At 72.5% G+C, this 15,277-nt stretch carries 13 protein-coding genes; 5 read left to right on the forward strand and 8 right to left on the reverse strand.

Going from position 1 to position 15,277, the window contains the following annotated elements:
• Nucleotides 1-41 precede the first annotated feature (41 nt).
• Nucleotides 42-1,010: a hypothetical protein gene (locus ACFWBB_RS02055; RefSeq protein ID WP_385265659.1), complete on the reverse strand. Its 969-nt coding sequence runs from the start codon at nucleotides 1,008-1,010 to the stop codon at nucleotides 42-44.
• 1 nt (nucleotide 1,011) lies between these two features.
• On the reverse strand, nucleotides 1,012-1,548 hold the full coding sequence (locus ACFWBB_RS02060) for a sigma-70 family RNA polymerase sigma factor (RefSeq protein ID WP_385265661.1): 537 nt from the start codon (nucleotides 1,546-1,548) through the stop codon (nucleotides 1,012-1,014).
• Between the two features lie 207 nt (nucleotides 1,549-1,755).
• On the opposite strand from ACFWBB_RS02060, the gene ACFWBB_RS02065 reads away from it, so the two are divergent.
• Nucleotides 1,756-2,772: an aspartate-semialdehyde dehydrogenase gene (locus ACFWBB_RS02065; protein ID WP_385265664.1), complete on the forward strand. Its 1,017-nt coding sequence runs from the start codon at nucleotides 1,756-1,758 to the stop codon at nucleotides 2,770-2,772.
• A gap of 366 nt (nucleotides 2,773-3,138) precedes the next feature.
• Here the strand turns inward: ACFWBB_RS02065 and ACFWBB_RS02070 are convergent, their stop codons facing one another.
• Entirely contained in the window at nucleotides 3,139-3,669 is a 531-nt protein-coding gene (locus tag ACFWBB_RS02070) for a DUF1203 domain-containing protein (RefSeq protein WP_385265667.1), read from the reverse strand.
• Nucleotides 3,670-3,840: 171 nt separating this feature from the next.
• Between ACFWBB_RS02070 and pepN the strand changes: the two genes are divergently transcribed.
• Nucleotides 3,841-6,408 carry an aminopeptidase N gene (gene pepN, locus ACFWBB_RS02075; protein WP_385265670.1) on the forward strand — a complete coding sequence of 856 codons (2,568 nt, stop codon included), beginning with the start codon at nucleotides 3,841-3,843 and terminating at the stop codon, nucleotides 6,406-6,408.
• A gap of 14 nt (nucleotides 6,409-6,422) precedes the next feature.
• Here the strand turns inward: pepN and ACFWBB_RS02080 are convergent, their stop codons facing one another.
• Nucleotides 6,423-7,397: an EamA family transporter gene (locus ACFWBB_RS02080; protein ID WP_385265672.1), complete on the reverse strand. Its 975-nt coding sequence runs from the start codon at nucleotides 7,395-7,397 to the stop codon at nucleotides 6,423-6,425.
• A 168-nt stretch (nucleotides 7,398-7,565) separates the two neighbouring features.
• Here ACFWBB_RS02080 and ACFWBB_RS02085 point away from each other — a divergent pair, with 168 nt between their 5' ends.
• On the forward strand, nucleotides 7,566-8,087 hold the full coding sequence (locus tag ACFWBB_RS02085) for a MarR family winged helix-turn-helix transcriptional regulator (RefSeq protein ID WP_385265675.1): 522 nt from the start codon (nucleotides 7,566-7,568) through the stop codon (nucleotides 8,085-8,087).
• Nucleotides 8,088-8,332: 245 nt separating this feature from the next.
• Here the strand turns inward: ACFWBB_RS02085 and ACFWBB_RS02090 are convergent, their stop codons facing one another.
• The 4 genes from ACFWBB_RS02090 to ACFWBB_RS02105 form a co-directional block, all read right to left on the reverse strand.
• Nucleotides 8,333-8,614: a hypothetical protein gene (locus ACFWBB_RS02090; protein ID WP_385265677.1), complete on the reverse strand. Its 282-nt coding sequence runs from the start codon at nucleotides 8,612-8,614 to the stop codon at nucleotides 8,333-8,335.
• Between the two features lie 135 nt (nucleotides 8,615-8,749).
• Nucleotides 8,750-10,948, reverse strand: a complete 2,199-nt coding sequence (gene malQ / locus ACFWBB_RS02095; RefSeq protein ID WP_385265681.1) for a 4-alpha-glucanotransferase — start codon at nucleotides 10,946-10,948, stop codon at nucleotides 8,750-8,752.
• A complete protein-coding gene (locus ACFWBB_RS02100; protein ID WP_385265684.1) occupies nucleotides 10,949-11,155 on the reverse strand; it encodes a hypothetical protein in 207 nt (68 codons plus the stop codon).
• A gap of 465 nt (nucleotides 11,156-11,620) precedes the next feature.
• Nucleotides 11,621-12,157 carry an HNH endonuclease gene (locus tag ACFWBB_RS02105; protein ID WP_328481826.1) on the reverse strand — a complete coding sequence of 179 codons (537 nt, stop codon included), beginning with the start codon at nucleotides 12,155-12,157 and terminating at the stop codon, nucleotides 11,621-11,623.
• 323 nt (nucleotides 12,158-12,480) lie between these two features.
• On the opposite strand from ACFWBB_RS02105, the gene ACFWBB_RS02110 reads away from it, so the two are divergent.
• Together ACFWBB_RS02110 and ACFWBB_RS02115 are read left to right on the forward strand one after the other, a co-directional pair.
• Nucleotides 12,481-13,584 carry a mechanosensitive ion channel family protein gene (locus tag ACFWBB_RS02110; protein WP_385265688.1) on the forward strand — a complete coding sequence of 368 codons (1,104 nt, stop codon included), beginning with the start codon at nucleotides 12,481-12,483 and terminating at the stop codon, nucleotides 13,582-13,584.
• Nucleotides 13,585-14,004: 420 nt separating this feature from the next.
• Nucleotides 14,005-15,216, forward strand: a complete 1,212-nt coding sequence (locus ACFWBB_RS02115; RefSeq protein WP_385265692.1) for an ROK family transcriptional regulator — start codon at nucleotides 14,005-14,007, stop codon at nucleotides 15,214-15,216.
• Nucleotides 15,217-15,277 lie beyond the last annotated feature (61 nt).

The following is a 15,277-nucleotide window of genomic DNA, read 5'->3' on the forward strand; positions in this document are numbered from 1 at the left end:
CCACGCACCCCGCATCCCCGGTCGCCGCGGGGACCTGCGGGCTACTCGCAGGTGACGCCCTCCGTCTCGGGCAGGGCCCTGGTGAGCGCCTCGCGTTCCGGGGCGATGTCGGGCTCGCCGACCGCCCAGACGTCGGGGGTGGTGGACCCCTTCGCGAGGGCGACCAGGACGTGGTCGCCCTCGCGCAGCAGCGGGTCCATGTCCTCCTCCATCTCGAAGGCGACCTCGGGACCGCTCCCGGCCGGCCGGTAGGAGCGGGTGACATGCAGGGCGACCCGCTCCCGGGTGGTGCCGGGCACCCGCCCGACGGCGGTGACATCCCCCTCGACGACGAGCCGGGCGCAGGCCAGATAGCCGGGGTCGCCGAGCATGCTCGCGCCGCCGCCCGCCGACGCCTCGGCCTTCTCGTCGGACCCGGCGCCGCTGTCCGCGCTCCTGCCCGACTCGACACCGGCCACCTGGCCGACCTGAAGGACCACCCAGCCGCCCCCGAGCACCAGCGCACCGGCGGCGGCCACGCCGGCGACACGCAGGGCGAGGGGGCGGATCCGGCGCGGTGGGCGCGACCGCCGCGGCGGAGTGGGCGCGGCGGCGGGTTCCCCGGCCCGCGCCCGATCGCGCACCGGCTCGCTCAGGACGTCCGCGATGACGCCGAGCTGCTCGCGCAGGAGCGCCACGTCGGCGGTCGCCGAGCGGTGGGCGGCCAGGTAGGCGGAATCGGCGCGGGCTTCCTCGGAGAGGCCGGCGAGGGGCACGTCGAGGACGGCGGCCATCAACGCGTCCATACCGTCGTGACCCTCCTGTCCGCCCTGACCCTCGTACTCGTCGTGGTTCTCGTGGTCGTCGCAGCCCTCGTGCTCGTCGCGGCCCTCGTGCTCGTCTTGGCTGCCGTGCTCGTCGTGGCTGCCGTAGTGGTCGTGGCTGCCGGACTTCTCGTGGCTCTCGCGGCTCTCGTCGTGCGGTTCGTTCTCGTGTCCGGGTTCAGGTCCCGGTCCAGGTCGGGCGGTCACGTCACACCACCTCGTCTTCGTGCAGGCGAGCGCGCAGGGCCCGGACCGCCGTGTGCAGGCGGCTCTTGACCGTGCCCTCCGGAACGCCCAGTTCCCGGGCGATCGAGCGCACCGGCAGGTCGGCGTAGAAGCGCAGGACGAGCACCTGGCGCTGGGCGTCGGGCAGGTCGTCCAGGCCCTGCGCGACGGCGAGGGAGAGCACGCTGGTGTCCTCGCCCGAGGGGTGCTCGTGCTGGCGCAGCGAGGCCAGCCGCTCCCCCAGCCGCTCCTGGCGGCGCTTGGCGCGGTGCCAGTCCATGGCGAGGTTGGAGGCGACGACCGCCGCCCACGCGGAGACGTCGCGCGGCGTCTCGTACCCCTTCGCCGCGCGCTCCAGCAGCCGCAGACGTACCTGCTGCACCCCGTCCGGCAGGTCGGCCTGCGGCACCCCGCCCAGCGCGAGCACCGCCCGCACCCGGCGTTCCTGCGCCGCGTCCAGCGGGTCGTCGCCGTGTCCGGCCCCGTCCCCCTGGGCGCGCCGGGCCCTTCTGCGCAGCACAGCACCCCTCCCTACCGCGTTTCCTCTACGACGCGGTGGGGCGCGGAAACGTTCGGCTCGACCGTGGGGAATCCTTCGGAGGCGTACGTCACACCCGTGGGCGTCCCAGTCCTCGGGCATGGTGGGCAAAGAATTGGACAGGTGGGCCGGGGTCGGCCGCATCATGGAAAAGTCCGCAAAGAGCCGTGAACAGCGCAAGGAGTCACCGTGAGGGTCGGAATCGTCGGAGCCACCGGTCAGGTCGGCACGGTCATGCGCAGGATCCTCAAGGAGCGTGACTTCCCCGTCACGGAGCTGCGGCTGTTCGCGTCGGCCCGTTCGGTGGGGACGGTCCTGGACGGCGTGACGGTGGAGGACGCGGCGACGGCCGACTACACGGGCCTCGACATCGTCCTGTTCTCCGCCGGCGGCGCGACCTCAAAGGCACTGGCCGAGAAGGTCGCCGCGCAGGGCGCGGTCGTGATCGACAACTCGTCGGCGTGGCGCAAGGACCCCGAGGTCCCCCTGGTCGTCTCCGAGGTGAACCCGCACGCGATCGTGGACCGCCCCAAGGGCATCATCGCCAACCCGAACTGCACGACGATGGCCGCGATGCCGGTCCTGAAGCCGCTGGACGCGGAGGCCGGTCTGGAGGCGCTGGTCGTCGCGACGTACCAGGCGGTGTCCGGCTCGGGCGTGGCGGGCGTGGCGGAGCTGCACGGCCAGGCGCAGAAGGTCGTGGCCGAGGCGGACCGGCTGACGCACGACGGTGAGGCGGTCGAGTACCCGGAGCCGCAGGTCTACAAGCGCCCCATCGCCTTCAACGTGATCCCCCTCGCGGGTTCGATCGTCGAGGACGGTCTGAACGAGACCGACGAGGAGCAGAAGCTCCGCAACGAGTCCCGCAAGATCCTGGAGATCCCCGGGCTGAAGGTCTCCGGCACCTGCGTCCGCGTCCCGGTCTTCTCCGGCCACTCCCTCCAGGTGAACGCCCGTTTCGCGCGCCCGATCAGTGTCGAGCGGGCGACGGAGCTGCTGGGCGGCGCCCCGGGCGTGGCCCTCTCCGACATCCCGACCCCGCTCCAGGCGGCCGGCAAGGACCCGTCGTTCGTGGGCCGCATCCGCCAGGACGAGACCGTGGAACACGGCCTCGCACTGTTCATCTCCAACGACAACCTCCGTAAGGGCGCGGCCCTGAACGCGGTACAGATCGCGGAGCTGGTGGCGGCCGAGCTGAAGAGCTGACGCCCGGCGTTCCGGAGCGGCGGTGAGGGGCGGGTGCGCAAGGCGCCCGCCCCTCACCCGTGTCCGGGCCGTGCAAGGCCGGTGCCGGGCTGGGGCCGAGCCGAAGCCGGCGGAGCCCGAGCCGGGGCGGGGCACAGCCGGGCCGCGCCGGTTCCGGGCCAGGCCGCCGCGCCGGTTCCCGGCCCGGGTGGAACCGGTTCCCGGCCCGGGTGGAACCGGTTCCCGGCCCGGGTGGAACCGGTTCCCGGCCCGGGTGGAACCAGTTCCCGGCCCGGGTGGAACCAGTTCCCGGCCCGGGTGGAACCAGTTCCCGGCCCGGGTGGAACCAGTTCCCGGCCCGGGTGGAACCGGTTCCCGGCCGGGTGGTCAGTCTCGGCGCACCTCGTACAGGAAGCAGCCGTATTCGACGGCCCGGACGTGGACGAGCGCGACCTCGGGGTCGGTGAACGCCCCGGCGAAGGCCGTGTCGAACCCGTCGGGGTCCTCGACGAGCCGGCCGCCCAGGATGTGCCCGGCGGCGGAGTAGCGCCGCACGATGCGCCGGTCGTTGGTGAACGGCAGGCCTTCCCCGGCCGGGCCCCGGCACACGCGCGCGTGGACGAAGACCGGGCCCTGCTCGTCGTACGGGCCGGGATCGGCGCCGGTCCCGGCCGCCCAGCGGCGCAGCGGGGCGTAGGAGACGAGCGCGATCAACTCGCCGGGCTCGCTGTGGCGCAGACAGCAGCGCAGCGGGGCGCCCCCCTCCTCGTCGGTCACGGGGACGGGCGGGCGCCCCGCGTCGTCGGCGCGGCGCAGCTCGTCGAGAACCTCCGGCGGGATGGGCCGCGCGGTGTGGGTGCCCGGCGGAACGCGGCGGGCGGTGCGGGTGACCGAGTGGGTGTCTGCCTGGGTCGTCATATGTCGAGCCTCGCGCTCACGGCCCGGGCCCACCGGCGGAATCCGGACGTCGCGCTCCCGCCGCCGCGGCGGGCAACGGGGTGGACCGCGGCCTGCCCGGAAGGTCGTCGCCTCGGGCAGGTGTCCCGTGGAAGGATGGCGCAACCGACACATATCCGAGGAGATGACCGCGTGCCTGGCACAAACCTGACTCGCGAAGAGGCGCAGCAGCGGGCGAAGCTGCTCACCGTTGACTCGTACGAGATCGATCTCGACCTCTCCGGCGCGCAGGAAGGAGGCACCTACCGGTCCGTGACGACGGTGCGCTTCGACGTCGCCGAGGGTGGCGCCGAGTCCTTCATCGACCTGGTGGCCCCGACCGTCCACGAAGTCACGCTGAACGGGGACACCCTCGACGCGGCGGAGCTCTTCAAGGACTCCAGGATCGCGCTCCCGGGGCTGCTCGAGGGCCGTAACGTCCTACGGGTCGCGGCGGACTGCGCCTACACCAACACCGGTGAGGGACTGCACCGGTTCGTCGACCCGGTCGACGAACAGGCCTACCTGTACACGCAGTTCGAGGTGCCGGACGCCCGCCGCGTCTTCGCGTCCTTCGAGCAGCCGGACCTCAAGGCCACCTTCCGGTTCACCGTGAAGGCGCCGACCGGCTGGACCGTCATCTCCAACTCCCCGACACCGGAGCCCAAGGACGACGTCTGGGCCTTCGAACCGACCCCGCGGATCTCCAGTTACATCACCGCGCTCATCGTCGGGCCGTACCACAGCGTCCACAGCGTGTACGAGAAGGACGGCCAGTCGGTGCCCCTCGGCATCTACTGCCGGCCCTCCCTCGCCGAGTACCTCGACTCGGACGCGATCTTCGAGGTCACGCGGCAGGGCTTCGACTGGTTCCAGGAGAAGTTCGACTACGCGTACCCGTTCGAGAAGTACGACCAGCTGTTCGTGCCGGAGTTCAACGCGGGCGCGATGGAGAACGCGGGCGCGGTCACCATCCGCGACCAGTACGTGTTCCGGTCGAAGGTGACCGACGCCGCGTACGAGCTCCGCGCGGAGACGATTCTGCACGAGCTGGCGCACATGTGGTTCGGCGACCTGGTCACCATGGAGTGGTGGAACGACCTGTGGCTGAACGAGTCGTTCGCCACGTACACCTCCATCGCCTGCCAGGCGTACCACCCCCAGTCGCGCTGGCCGCACTCGTGGACCACGTTCGCCAACTCCATGAAGACCTGGGCGTACCGGCAGGACCAGCTGCCGTCCACCCACCCGATCATGGCCGAGATCGGCGACCTGGACGACGTCCTCGTCAACTTCGACGGCATCACCTACGCCAAGGGCGCCTCCGTCCTGAAGCAGCTCGTGGCGTACGTCGGCATGGACGAGTTCTTCGCGGGAGTGCAGGCCTACTTCAAGCGGCACGCGTTCGGCAACACCCGCCTGTCCGACCTGCTCGGCGCGCTGGAGGAGACCTCCGGCCGTGACCTCGGCACCTGGTCCCAGAAGTGGCTCCAGACCGCCGGTATCAACGTGCTCCGTCCCGAGATCGAGACGGACGCCGACGGTGTCATCACGTCCTTCGCGATCCGCCAGGAGGCCCCGGCACTCCCGGCCGGCGCCAAGGGCGAGCCGACCCTGCGTCCGCACCGCATCGCCGTCGGCCTGTACGAACTCGACGACGACAGCGGCAAGCTGGTGCGCGTCGAGCGCGTGGAGCTGGACATCGACGGCGAGCTGACGGCCGTACCGCAGCTGGCCGGCAAGCGCCGTCCGGACGTCGTCCTGCTCAACGACGACGACCTGTCGTACGCCAAGGTCCGCCTCGACGAGCAGTCGCTCGCCTTCGTCACCGAGCATCTCGGCGACTTCGAGTCGTCCCTGCCGCGCGCCCTGTGCTGGGCGTCGGCCTGGGACATGACCCGGGACGGCGAACTGCCCACCCGCGACTACCTGTCCCTGGTGCTGTCCGGCATCGGCAAGGAGTCCGACATCGGTGTGGTCCAGTCGCTGCACCGCCAGGTCAAGCTCGCCATCGACCTGTACGCCGCCCCGGCCACCCGCGAGGCCCTGCTGACCCGCTGGACGGACGCCACGCTGGCGCATCTGCGGTCCGCGGCTGCGGGCAGCGACCACCAGCTGGCGTGGGCGCGCGCGTTCGCGGCCACCGCCCGTACGCCGGAGCAGATCGACCTCCTGGAGTCGCTGCTCGACGGCGGCCAGACCATCGAGGGCCTGGCCGTCGACACCGAGCTGCGCTGGGCGTTCGTGCAGCGGCTGGTGGCCGTGGGGACCTTCGACGAGGCGGACATCGCCGCCGAGTACGAGCGGGACAGGACGGCCGCGGGCGAGCGGCACGCGGCGACCGCGCGGGCCGCCCGGCCGTCCCCGGAGGCCAAGGCGGAGGCGTGGGCGTCGGTCGTGGACTCCGACGAGCTGCCGAACGCCGTGCAGGAGGCGGTCATCGGCGGCTTCGTCCAGACCGACCAGCGTGAGCTGCTCGCGCCGTACACCGACCGGTACTTCGACGTCGTCAAGAGCATCTGGGACTCCCGTTCGCACGAGATCGCCCAGCAGATCGCGGTCGGCCTCTACCCGGCGATCCAGGTCTCCCGGGAGACCCTGGACAAGACGGACGCCTGGCTGGCCGCTGCCGAGCCGAACGCGGCCCTGCGCCGCCTCGTCTCCGAGGCCCGCTCGGGCGTGGACCGCGCGCTGAAGGCCCAGGCGGCGGACGCGCAGTAGTCGGAGCGGTTCCGCTACTTCGCGCAGTCGGCGTGATCCGCGCGATCAGCCGGTCGCGCAGGCGCGTGCGTCGTATCGGTACGACGGTGAGGGCGTCCGGTGTCATGCCGGGCGCCCTTGCCCGTTCCCCCGCGCTGGCCCGTTCCCCCGCGCTGGCCCGCCACCGTCGCCCCGAAGGCCAGCGCCATGCCCGTCAACTGCACCGGCGTCAGCGCCTGGCCGAGGGCGGCCCAGCCGACGACGGCCGCGGTCAGCGGGGACAGCGGGCCGAGGAAGGTGACCTGGGTGGCGGTGAGCCGGCCGATGCCGCGGAACCAGAGCCAGTACGAGACCGCCGTGTTCGCCAGGGCGAGGTAGAGATAACCGCCGACCGCGCGGCCGTCCAGGGCGGGCGGGGCGCCCTCGACGAGGAAGGCTAGCGGGGCGATGAGCAGGCCGCCCGCGGTGAGCTGCCAGCCGGCGAGGACGAGCGGACCGACACCGTCCGGGCGGCCCCACCTCTTCGTGAGGACCGTGCCGGCCGACATCGAGGCGGCGGAGGCCAGCGCCGCGAGTACGCCGAGCGTGTCGAGCGCCCCGGCCGCCTTCAGCACCACCAGGCTGACGCCGAACGCGGCCACGACCCCGGCCAGAACCGTCCGGGCGGTCGGCCGCTGTCCCAGCAGCAGCGCCGAGAGACCCACGACGAACAGCGGACCGACCGAGCCGACGACCGCCGCCATGCCACCGGGCAGCCGGTAGGCGGAGAGGAAGAGGAGCGGGAAGAAGGCGCCGATGTTCAGCGCGCCGAGCACCGCGGCCTTCCCCCACCAGACGCCGCGCGGCAGGACCCGGCCGAGGGCGAGCAGCAGCAGCCCGGCGGGCAGTGCTCGCATCATGCCGGTGAACAGTGGGCGGTCGGCGGGGAGGAACTCGGTGGTGACGGCGTAGGTGGTGCCCCAGGAGACCGGGGCGAGAGCGGTGAGCAGGACGGTCGTGGGCCTCTTCATGAGAAGTAGCTTAGCGTTAAGCTACTTACCGTCAACCCACTTAGCGATGATCCGCTTGGTCTGGATCCGCTTAGTGCTGATCTGCTTGATTCGGATCCGCTTGGCACTGATCCGCTTAGCGACGGGTCACTTTCTCGTGGGTGACCGGACCCAGGGGATACTCGTGCAATGAACAGCCCGCAGCCCCCGCGCAAGGACCCCGTCGACGCGATCATCGAGCAGTGGGCGACGGTCCGGCCCGACCTGGACACCGGCGCCATGGAGGTGTTCGGCCGGATCTCCCGGCTCTCGCGCGCGATGGGAGACCGGATGGAGAAGGCCTACGCGGCCCTCGGCATCGGACGGGGCGAATTCGACGTCCTCGCCACCCTGCGCCGCTCCGGCGAGCCCTACACCCTCTCGCCACGCCGGCTGTCGGCGACGCTCATGCTCACCACCGGCGGCATGACCGGCCGTCTGGACAAGCTGGAACGGGCCGCGCTGCTGCACCGCTCCCCCGACCCGCACGACCGCAGGGGCCTCCAGGTGACGCTGACCGAGAAGGGTCTTGAGCTGGTCGACCGGGCGGTCGGCGCGGGTCTCGCCGCCCAGACCGAGGCCCTGACCGCCGCCCTGGACACCGAACGGGCCGACCAACTCGCCCAGCTGTTGCGCGAGTTGCTGGTGGCCACGGAGACACCGGGAAGCTGACCCGGGCCGGTCGCGGGCCGCCGGGGGCTCGGGCGCGCGCCAGTCACACCGCCGGAAAACGTGTCGAGGGCGTCGGCCCCGTCAGGTACGGCAATGCGCGTACGCGACAGGGCTGACGCCCTCGGGCCCGGTCGAAACCGGGCCGGGAGTCAGTTGACCCGGGACTCAGGTGACCCGGGAGTCAAGGGACCCGGGAGCCGGGAATCACGGGAGTCAGGGGACTCCGGACCCGGGAGGCCCTAGGTTCAGGCCTTGGCCTTCGCCTGACCCCTGACGGAGATGTTGGAGCTGGTGGTGTCGCCCCTGTCCTTCGACTTGTCCAGGACCCACACCAGTCCGGCGATCAGCGCGAACAGTGCGAGGGGGGCCACCACGTAGAGGCCCAGCGTCTCGACGACGCTCAGACCCGGGCCGGGGTCGTCACCGTCGTCGCGGGTCAGCGCGAGCGCGGGGGACGACATGAGCAGCATCATCAGCGTCGTACCGGCGGCCAGGGCGCCGGCGCGCAGGGCGTTCTTCTTGTCCACGGTGCCCAAGTTAGCGAACGGTGCCGGGGAGCGCGCGCCCGGGGTGCCGTATGAGGCGGGGGAGGCGGTACGGCCGCCCCCGGGACTGCCGTCCCCGAGCCCTCCTCTCCCCCGCTCCCCTCCTCCGCAACGGCGTCAGACCTCTTCCCCGGCGGGGGTGCTCCCGGACGGGTCGGCAGCACCTTCCCCGCCGGACGGGCCGGGAGCACCCCCACCGCGCGCGCCGGACGGGCCGGGAGCACCTTCCGCGCCGGGCGCGCCGGACGGGCTGCCCTGGTCGCGCAGTACCTCGACCAGGGCCCGCAGCCTCGGTGAGGCCGCCAGCTCCTCCAGGGTCACCGGGCGGCCCTCCGTGTCCGCGATCGGCAGTCGCCAGTTCGGGTACTGGTCCCAGGTGCCGGGGAGGTTCTGCGGGCGTCGGTCCCCGACGCCGTCCGGGAGCCAGACGCCGATCATGCGGGCGGGGGTGCCCAGCAGGAAGCGGTGGACGGCCTGGATCTCGGCCTCCTCCGAGGAGCGGTCGCTGCCGCCGCCGGTGCCTGCCAGCAGTCCGAGGCGGGTGAGCAGGCCCAGCCACTCCGCCGTGTCGTTGGCCGCCTCGGCGCGCTCCTCCTCCACCGGCCGGGTCAACAGGCCCAGCCGGTCGCGGAGTTCGACGTGCTCGCCGGTCAGGCGGGCGGCGGTGGACGGCAGGTCGTGAGTGGTGGCGGTGGCCAGGCAGTCGGCGCGCCAGCGCTCGGGGGACAGGGGACGGCCGTCGCCCTCCCAGTCCCGTTCGAACCACAGGACGGACGTGCCGAGCACCCCCCGTTCACGCAGCGTCTCGCGCACGCCCGGCTCCACGGTGCCGAGGTCCTCGCCGATCACCACCGAACCGGCCCGCGAGGCCTCCAGCACCAGGACGGCGAGCATGGCCTCGGCGTCGTAACGGACGTACGCGCCCTCTGTCGGCGGCTCGCCCTGCGGGACCCACCAGAGGCGGAACAGACCCATGACGTGGTCGATGCGCAGGGCGCCGGCATAACGGAAGAGCGCCTTCAGCAGCCGCCGGTAGGGGGCGTAGCCGGAGGCGGCCAGCCGGTCCGGGCGCCAGGGCGGCAGACCCCAGTCCTGGCCGCGGGCGTTGAAGGCGTCCGGCGGTGCGCCCACCGACATGCCGGCGGCGAAGTACTCCTGCTGCGCCCACGCGTCGGCGCCCTCGGGATGCACGCCGACCGCCAGGTCGTGCACGATCCCGATCGGCATGCCCGCCTCCCGCGCGGCGCGCTGGGCGGCGGTGAGCTGGGTGTCGGTGAGCCAGGCGAGGCGGGAGTGGAAGTCGACGCGGTCCATCAGCTCGCCCCGGGCGCGGGTGGTCTCGGCGGAGCGCGGGTCCTGGAGTCCGGCGGGCCACTGCCGCCACTGCGACCCGTGCACCTCGGCGAGCGCGCACCAGGTGGCGTGGTCCTCGAGGGCCTGGCCCTGCTCGGCGAGGAAGTCGCAGTAGGCGGCGCGGCGGCCGGGCCCGAGCGGTACCCGGGCGACCAGCTCCAGAGCCTCCCGCTTCAGCTCCCACACGGCGTCCCGGTCGATCAGCTCGCCCTTTTCCAGGACGGCCCCGCGCAGTCGCCCGGCGCGTTCGAGCAGCGCTTGACGTGGCCCGTCGCCGTGGACGTACGCGAACTCGGGGACGTCCTCGACCCGCAGGTGCACCGGGTCCGGGAAGCGGCGCGAGGAGGGCCGGTACGGGGAGGGGTCGGTCGGGGCGCCGGGCACGGCCGCGTGCAACGGGTTGACCTGTACGAACCCGGCCCCGAGCGCCCGCCCCGCCCAGGCGGTCAGCTCGCCCAGGTCACCGAGGTCGCCCATGCCCCAGGAGCGCCGGGAGAGGAGGGAGTACAGCTGGACCAGGAGTCCGTACGAGCGTCCCGCGGGCGTGGGCAGGCGGGGCGGGGCGACGACGAGGTGGGCGCGGCCGGTCCGCCCGTCGGGCGCGGTGGCCGTCAGCCGATGCACTCCGAGCGGGAGCCGCTCGACGGAGTCGCGACGCTGGCCCTGCTCGGTCCGTACGTGCAGGACCGTGCCCTCGGGGAGGCCGGCGAGCGGCTCGCAGGGGCTCCCGCGCCAGCACACCACCGTCGGCGGCAGGAGCCGCTCGCGCAGTTCCCCTTCCCGGGCGGCGAGCGCGGCCCGCACGGCCTCCGGGGTGCCCGCGTCGACACCGAGGGCGGCCAGGGCGCGGGTGACGGCGGCGGCCGAGGCCGTGACCGTGCGGTCCGGGGAGGGCTGGTAGGAGGTGGCGACGCCGTGCAACGCGGCGAGCCGGGCGAGCTCCTCTCCGGGCGGTACGGTCATCTAGGGCCTCGTGGAGTCGGAGTCCGCGACGGCGAGCGGCGGCTCGCTGGTCAGGGGCTCGGCGTCGGGCAGCGGAGGTTCGCTGGTCAGCGGGGGTTCGGCGCAGGTGCCCTCGGCGCTGAAGGCGCACAGGCGGGGATCGGCGAGATCGACTTGGGTCGGGGCGGACGTCTCCGCCGGGCGTTTGGACCGGGCCGGCGCGATCACGGTGGCCTCCTCATCGGATACGACATCGGATACCGCAGCCCTACCCAGCCGACGCGAGGACAGACGTCCCGACCACCCCCCAACCTGCCACAACCGCCCGCCCCCCGCGCGCCCCCGCGCGCGACGCGAGCCGCACGGGCAGGCTCGTGCGGGGCCCCCACCCTCACACCCACCAAGATCAACCAGCCTAATACGGGCCACCCCGTTATCTTTTTCGCGGTCCTGCAAGGGGGCCGCTGGCCTCCGGGCCCGGCATGGCTGTTGCCCCCTGCCGATCGGACGATGTCTGCGGCATCCAGGCCACGGCCTGCCGGTACGCGGCGGTGCCCGCCGGTGCCCCGTCCAGGGCCACGCGTCCCTTCTACGGGCGAGCGGCCGTCCACCGCCGGAACCGACAAGCTGTCGGGGACCTGTACGGCGCGGTCGGCCCCCGACAGCAGGCGGCAAAAAGACCCGGTCGGTCGGCTATGCGGAGATGCCGTCGATCCGGGCCAGGGCGTCGTCCGCGCCGAACGGCTGCAAGTACGGCAGCCAGCGCGGGTCCCTGTGTCCGGTGCCGATGATGCGCCAGGCGAGACCGGAGGGGGGAGCGGGTTTGTGGCGCAGCCGCCAGCCGATCTCGACGAGGTGCCGGTCGGCCTTGACATGGTTGCAGCGACGGCAGGACGCCACGACGTTGTCCCACACGTGTTTGCCGCCACGGCTGCGCGGGACGACGTGGTCGACGCTGGTTGCGACGCCACCGCAGTACATGCACCGGCCCCCGTCACGGGCGAACAGTGCCCGGCGGGTCAGCGGAACGGGCCCCCGGTAGGGGACCCGGACGAATCGCTTGAGCCGGACCACGCTGGGTGCGGAAACCGTGACGGTGGCGCTGTGCATGAAGGCGCCGGATTCCTCGAGGGAGACTGCCTTGTTCTCCAGAACGAGGACGAGCGCGCGGCGGAGCGGTACGACGCCGAGCGGCTCGTACGACGCGTTGAGGACCAGGACATGCGGCACGGATGCCTCCTTGGGCGTCGGCGGCGCGTGGCTCGCGCCGGGACGATCTGTGGTCAGTCTCCCCTCTTGGCTGGTGGACGCGCCACCATGTCCCGGTAACGGGCTGGGAGTGTTTTCGACCACACCCTCCTTCTCCCCCGGATCATGGCCGGTTCAAGCGCAGGTGAGGACGGTCTCTCCTTCACGGAACTGGCCGAACCACACACAATGCCCCGTTAGTGTGGTGGTTCTGCCCGTCCGGTTACCTGTCCGTGACCCAGCAGCGCGTGTCGTCCTTGACCGCCGCACGGAACGGAGCAGAGCAGCACCTGGAGGTACCTGCCGTGTCCTTGCCCGCCGTCCTACTGGCCGCCGACGTGTCGCCGTCGCCGACTCCCTCGGAGTCGCCGACCGCGGTGACCGTCCCGTCCCTCCAGGACGCCCAGGAGAGCGCGACGAACGCGGCCAGCTGGGTCGAGCAGAACTGGTCGACCTGGCTGGCGATCGGTCTGAGAGTCCTGCTGATCCTGGTGATCGCGGTGGTGCTGAGAGTGGCGGTGCAGCGGTCGATCACCAAGCTGATCGACCGGATGAACCGCACCGTCTCCTCGGTCGACGGCACGGCGCTGGGCGGGCTGCTGGTCAACAATGAGCGGCGGCGTCAGCGCTCGCAGGCGATCGGCTCGGTGCTGCGTTCGGTGGCGAGTTTCCTGATCCTCGGCACGGCCGCCCTGATGGTGCTGGGCACCTTCGAGATCAATCTCGCCCCGCTGCTGGCCTCCGCCGGTGTCGCGGGCGTGGCCATCGGTTTCGGCGCGCGCAACCTGGTCACGGACTTCCTCTCCGGCGTGTTCATGATCCTGGAGGACCAGTACGGCGTCGGCGACCAGATCGACGCGGGCGTGGCCACCGGCGAGGTCATAGAGGTGGGACTGCGGGTGACGAAGCTGCGCGGTGCCAACGGTGAGATCTGGTACGTCCGCAACGGTGAGGTCAAGCGGATCGGCAACCTCTCGCAGGGCTGGGCGACGGCCGGCGTCGACGTGACCGTCAAGGCGTCCGAGGACCTCCACCTGGTCAAGGCCACCCTGGACGAGGTCGCCGAGAAGATGAGCAAGGAAGAGCCCTGGAACGAGCTCCTGTGGAGCCCGATCGAGGTGCTCGGCCTGGACAGCGTGCTGCTCGACTCGATGGTCGTGCGCGTCTCCGCGAAGACGATGCCCGGCAAGGCCCTCGGCGTCGAGCGGGAGCTGCGCTGGCGCGTCAAGCGCGCCTTCGACGCGGCCGACATCCGCATCGTGGGCGGCGCGACCGCCCCCGTCACGGAGGATCCGGCCGATCCGACGGCCGCCGTCGCTGCGCCGTCGGTGTTCTCCAACGCGGACTCGCCGCAGGTGGCGGCGGCGGCCCCGATCACCCAGCCGCGGGCGGCGACCCCGGCGAAGTAGCGGTACGCCTCAATGCCGGAAGGCCGCACCCAGGTGCGGCCTTCCGGCATTTCACGGCCATTCACGGCCAACCACGGCCTCACCGGCTCTCCCTGGCCGTCCGGCCAATCACGACCTCACCGGCTCTCCCTGGCCGTCCGGCCAATCACGACCTCACCGGCTCCCCCTGGCCGTCCGCGTTTCCCGGCGTCCGGCGTTTCCCGGCGTCCGGCGTTTCCCGGGCCGTGCCGAGCGTTCCGCCCGCGAAGTAACGACTCTGTTGCCTCGGGGGCATTTCCCCTTTCACGCCTTGACGTCCCCTTCGTGACGGGTTTACGTTCCTGCCAGCCGATAGGAAACTTTCCTAACAGTGACCGGATGTGGACTTGCGTCCGGCAGCACTGAGAAACTGGGCAGTTCAGAAAGGCAGGTGTCGACCCCATGGCAGGAACCGCCGGTACGCCGGGCACCCCGCGCGTCCTGCGCGCCATGAACGACCGCGCCGCCCTCGACCTCCTGCTGGCGCACGGCCCCCTGTCCCGCACCCGCATCGGCAAGCTCACCGGCCTGTCGAAGCCCACCGCGTCACAGCTGCTGGCCCGTCTGGAGGCGGCGGGGCTGGTTCTCGCGACCGGCACCACCGAGGGGCGTCCCGGCCCCAACGCCCAGCTGTACGAGGTCAATCCGGCCGCCGCGTACGCCGCGGGGCTCGACGTCACCCCCGAACGCGTCCTCGCCGCCGTCGCCGACGCGACCGGCCGGACGGTGGGCACGTTCGAGGTGCCCACGCCCGGCAGGAAGACCACCGGGGCCGTCGTACGGCAGGTCACCGACGCCCTCGACGGCGCGGTGAAGGCCGCGGGCCTCACCCGGGACGACGTACGGCGGCTCGTCGTCGCCACCCCCGGTGCCTTCGACCCCACCACCGGCCGCCTGCGCTACGCCTCCCACCTGCCCGGCTGGCACTCCCCCGCACTGCTCGACGACCTCGCCGCAGCCCTGCCGATGCCGGTCGAGTACGAGAACGACGTCAATCTCGCCGCCGTCGCCGAGCAGCGTCTGGGCGCGGCCCGCGGCCACGAGGACTTCGTCCTGCTGTGGAGCGAAGGCGGTCTCGGCGCCGCCCTCGTCCTCGGCGGCCGACTGCACCGCGGCTGGACCGGCGGCGCCGGAGAGGTGGGTTTCCTGCCGGTTCCGGGCGCGCCCCTGGTCCGTCAGGTGACCAAGGCCAACAGTGGCGGCTACCAGGAACTGGCGGGCTCACAGGCCATCCCCCAGCTGGCCCGGGAACTCGGCATCGGCAACATCCCGTCCGGGCCGTACGCCGAGGTCGCCGCCGCACTCGTCGAGCGGGCCGCCGCCGAGGACACCGTCCTGAACCGGCTGCTGCTCCAGACGTACGCGACCCGGCTCGCGACCGGTCTCGCCTCGCTCGTCTCCGTGCTCGACCCCGAACTCGTCGTCCTCAGCGGCGCCTCCCTGACCGCCGGTGGCGAGGTGCTGCGCGCTCTCGTCCAGGACGAGCTGGAGGAGCTGGCCGCGTCCCGGCCGAAGCTGGTCATGAGCGACGTCACCGAACGGCCCGTGCTGCGCGGCGCGCTGGAGAGCGCGCTGGCGGCCACCCGCGACGAGGTCTTCGACACCTCGCGCTAGGCACACCACCCACCCCTCCCCCGCACCTCACCCCGCTCCACCCGGCATCACCTCACCGCAT

The organism is Streptomyces sp. NPDC060000 (genome assembly GCF_042737375.1).
Classification (GTDB): domain Bacteria; phylum Actinomycetota; class Actinomycetes; order Streptomycetales; family Streptomycetaceae; genus Streptomyces.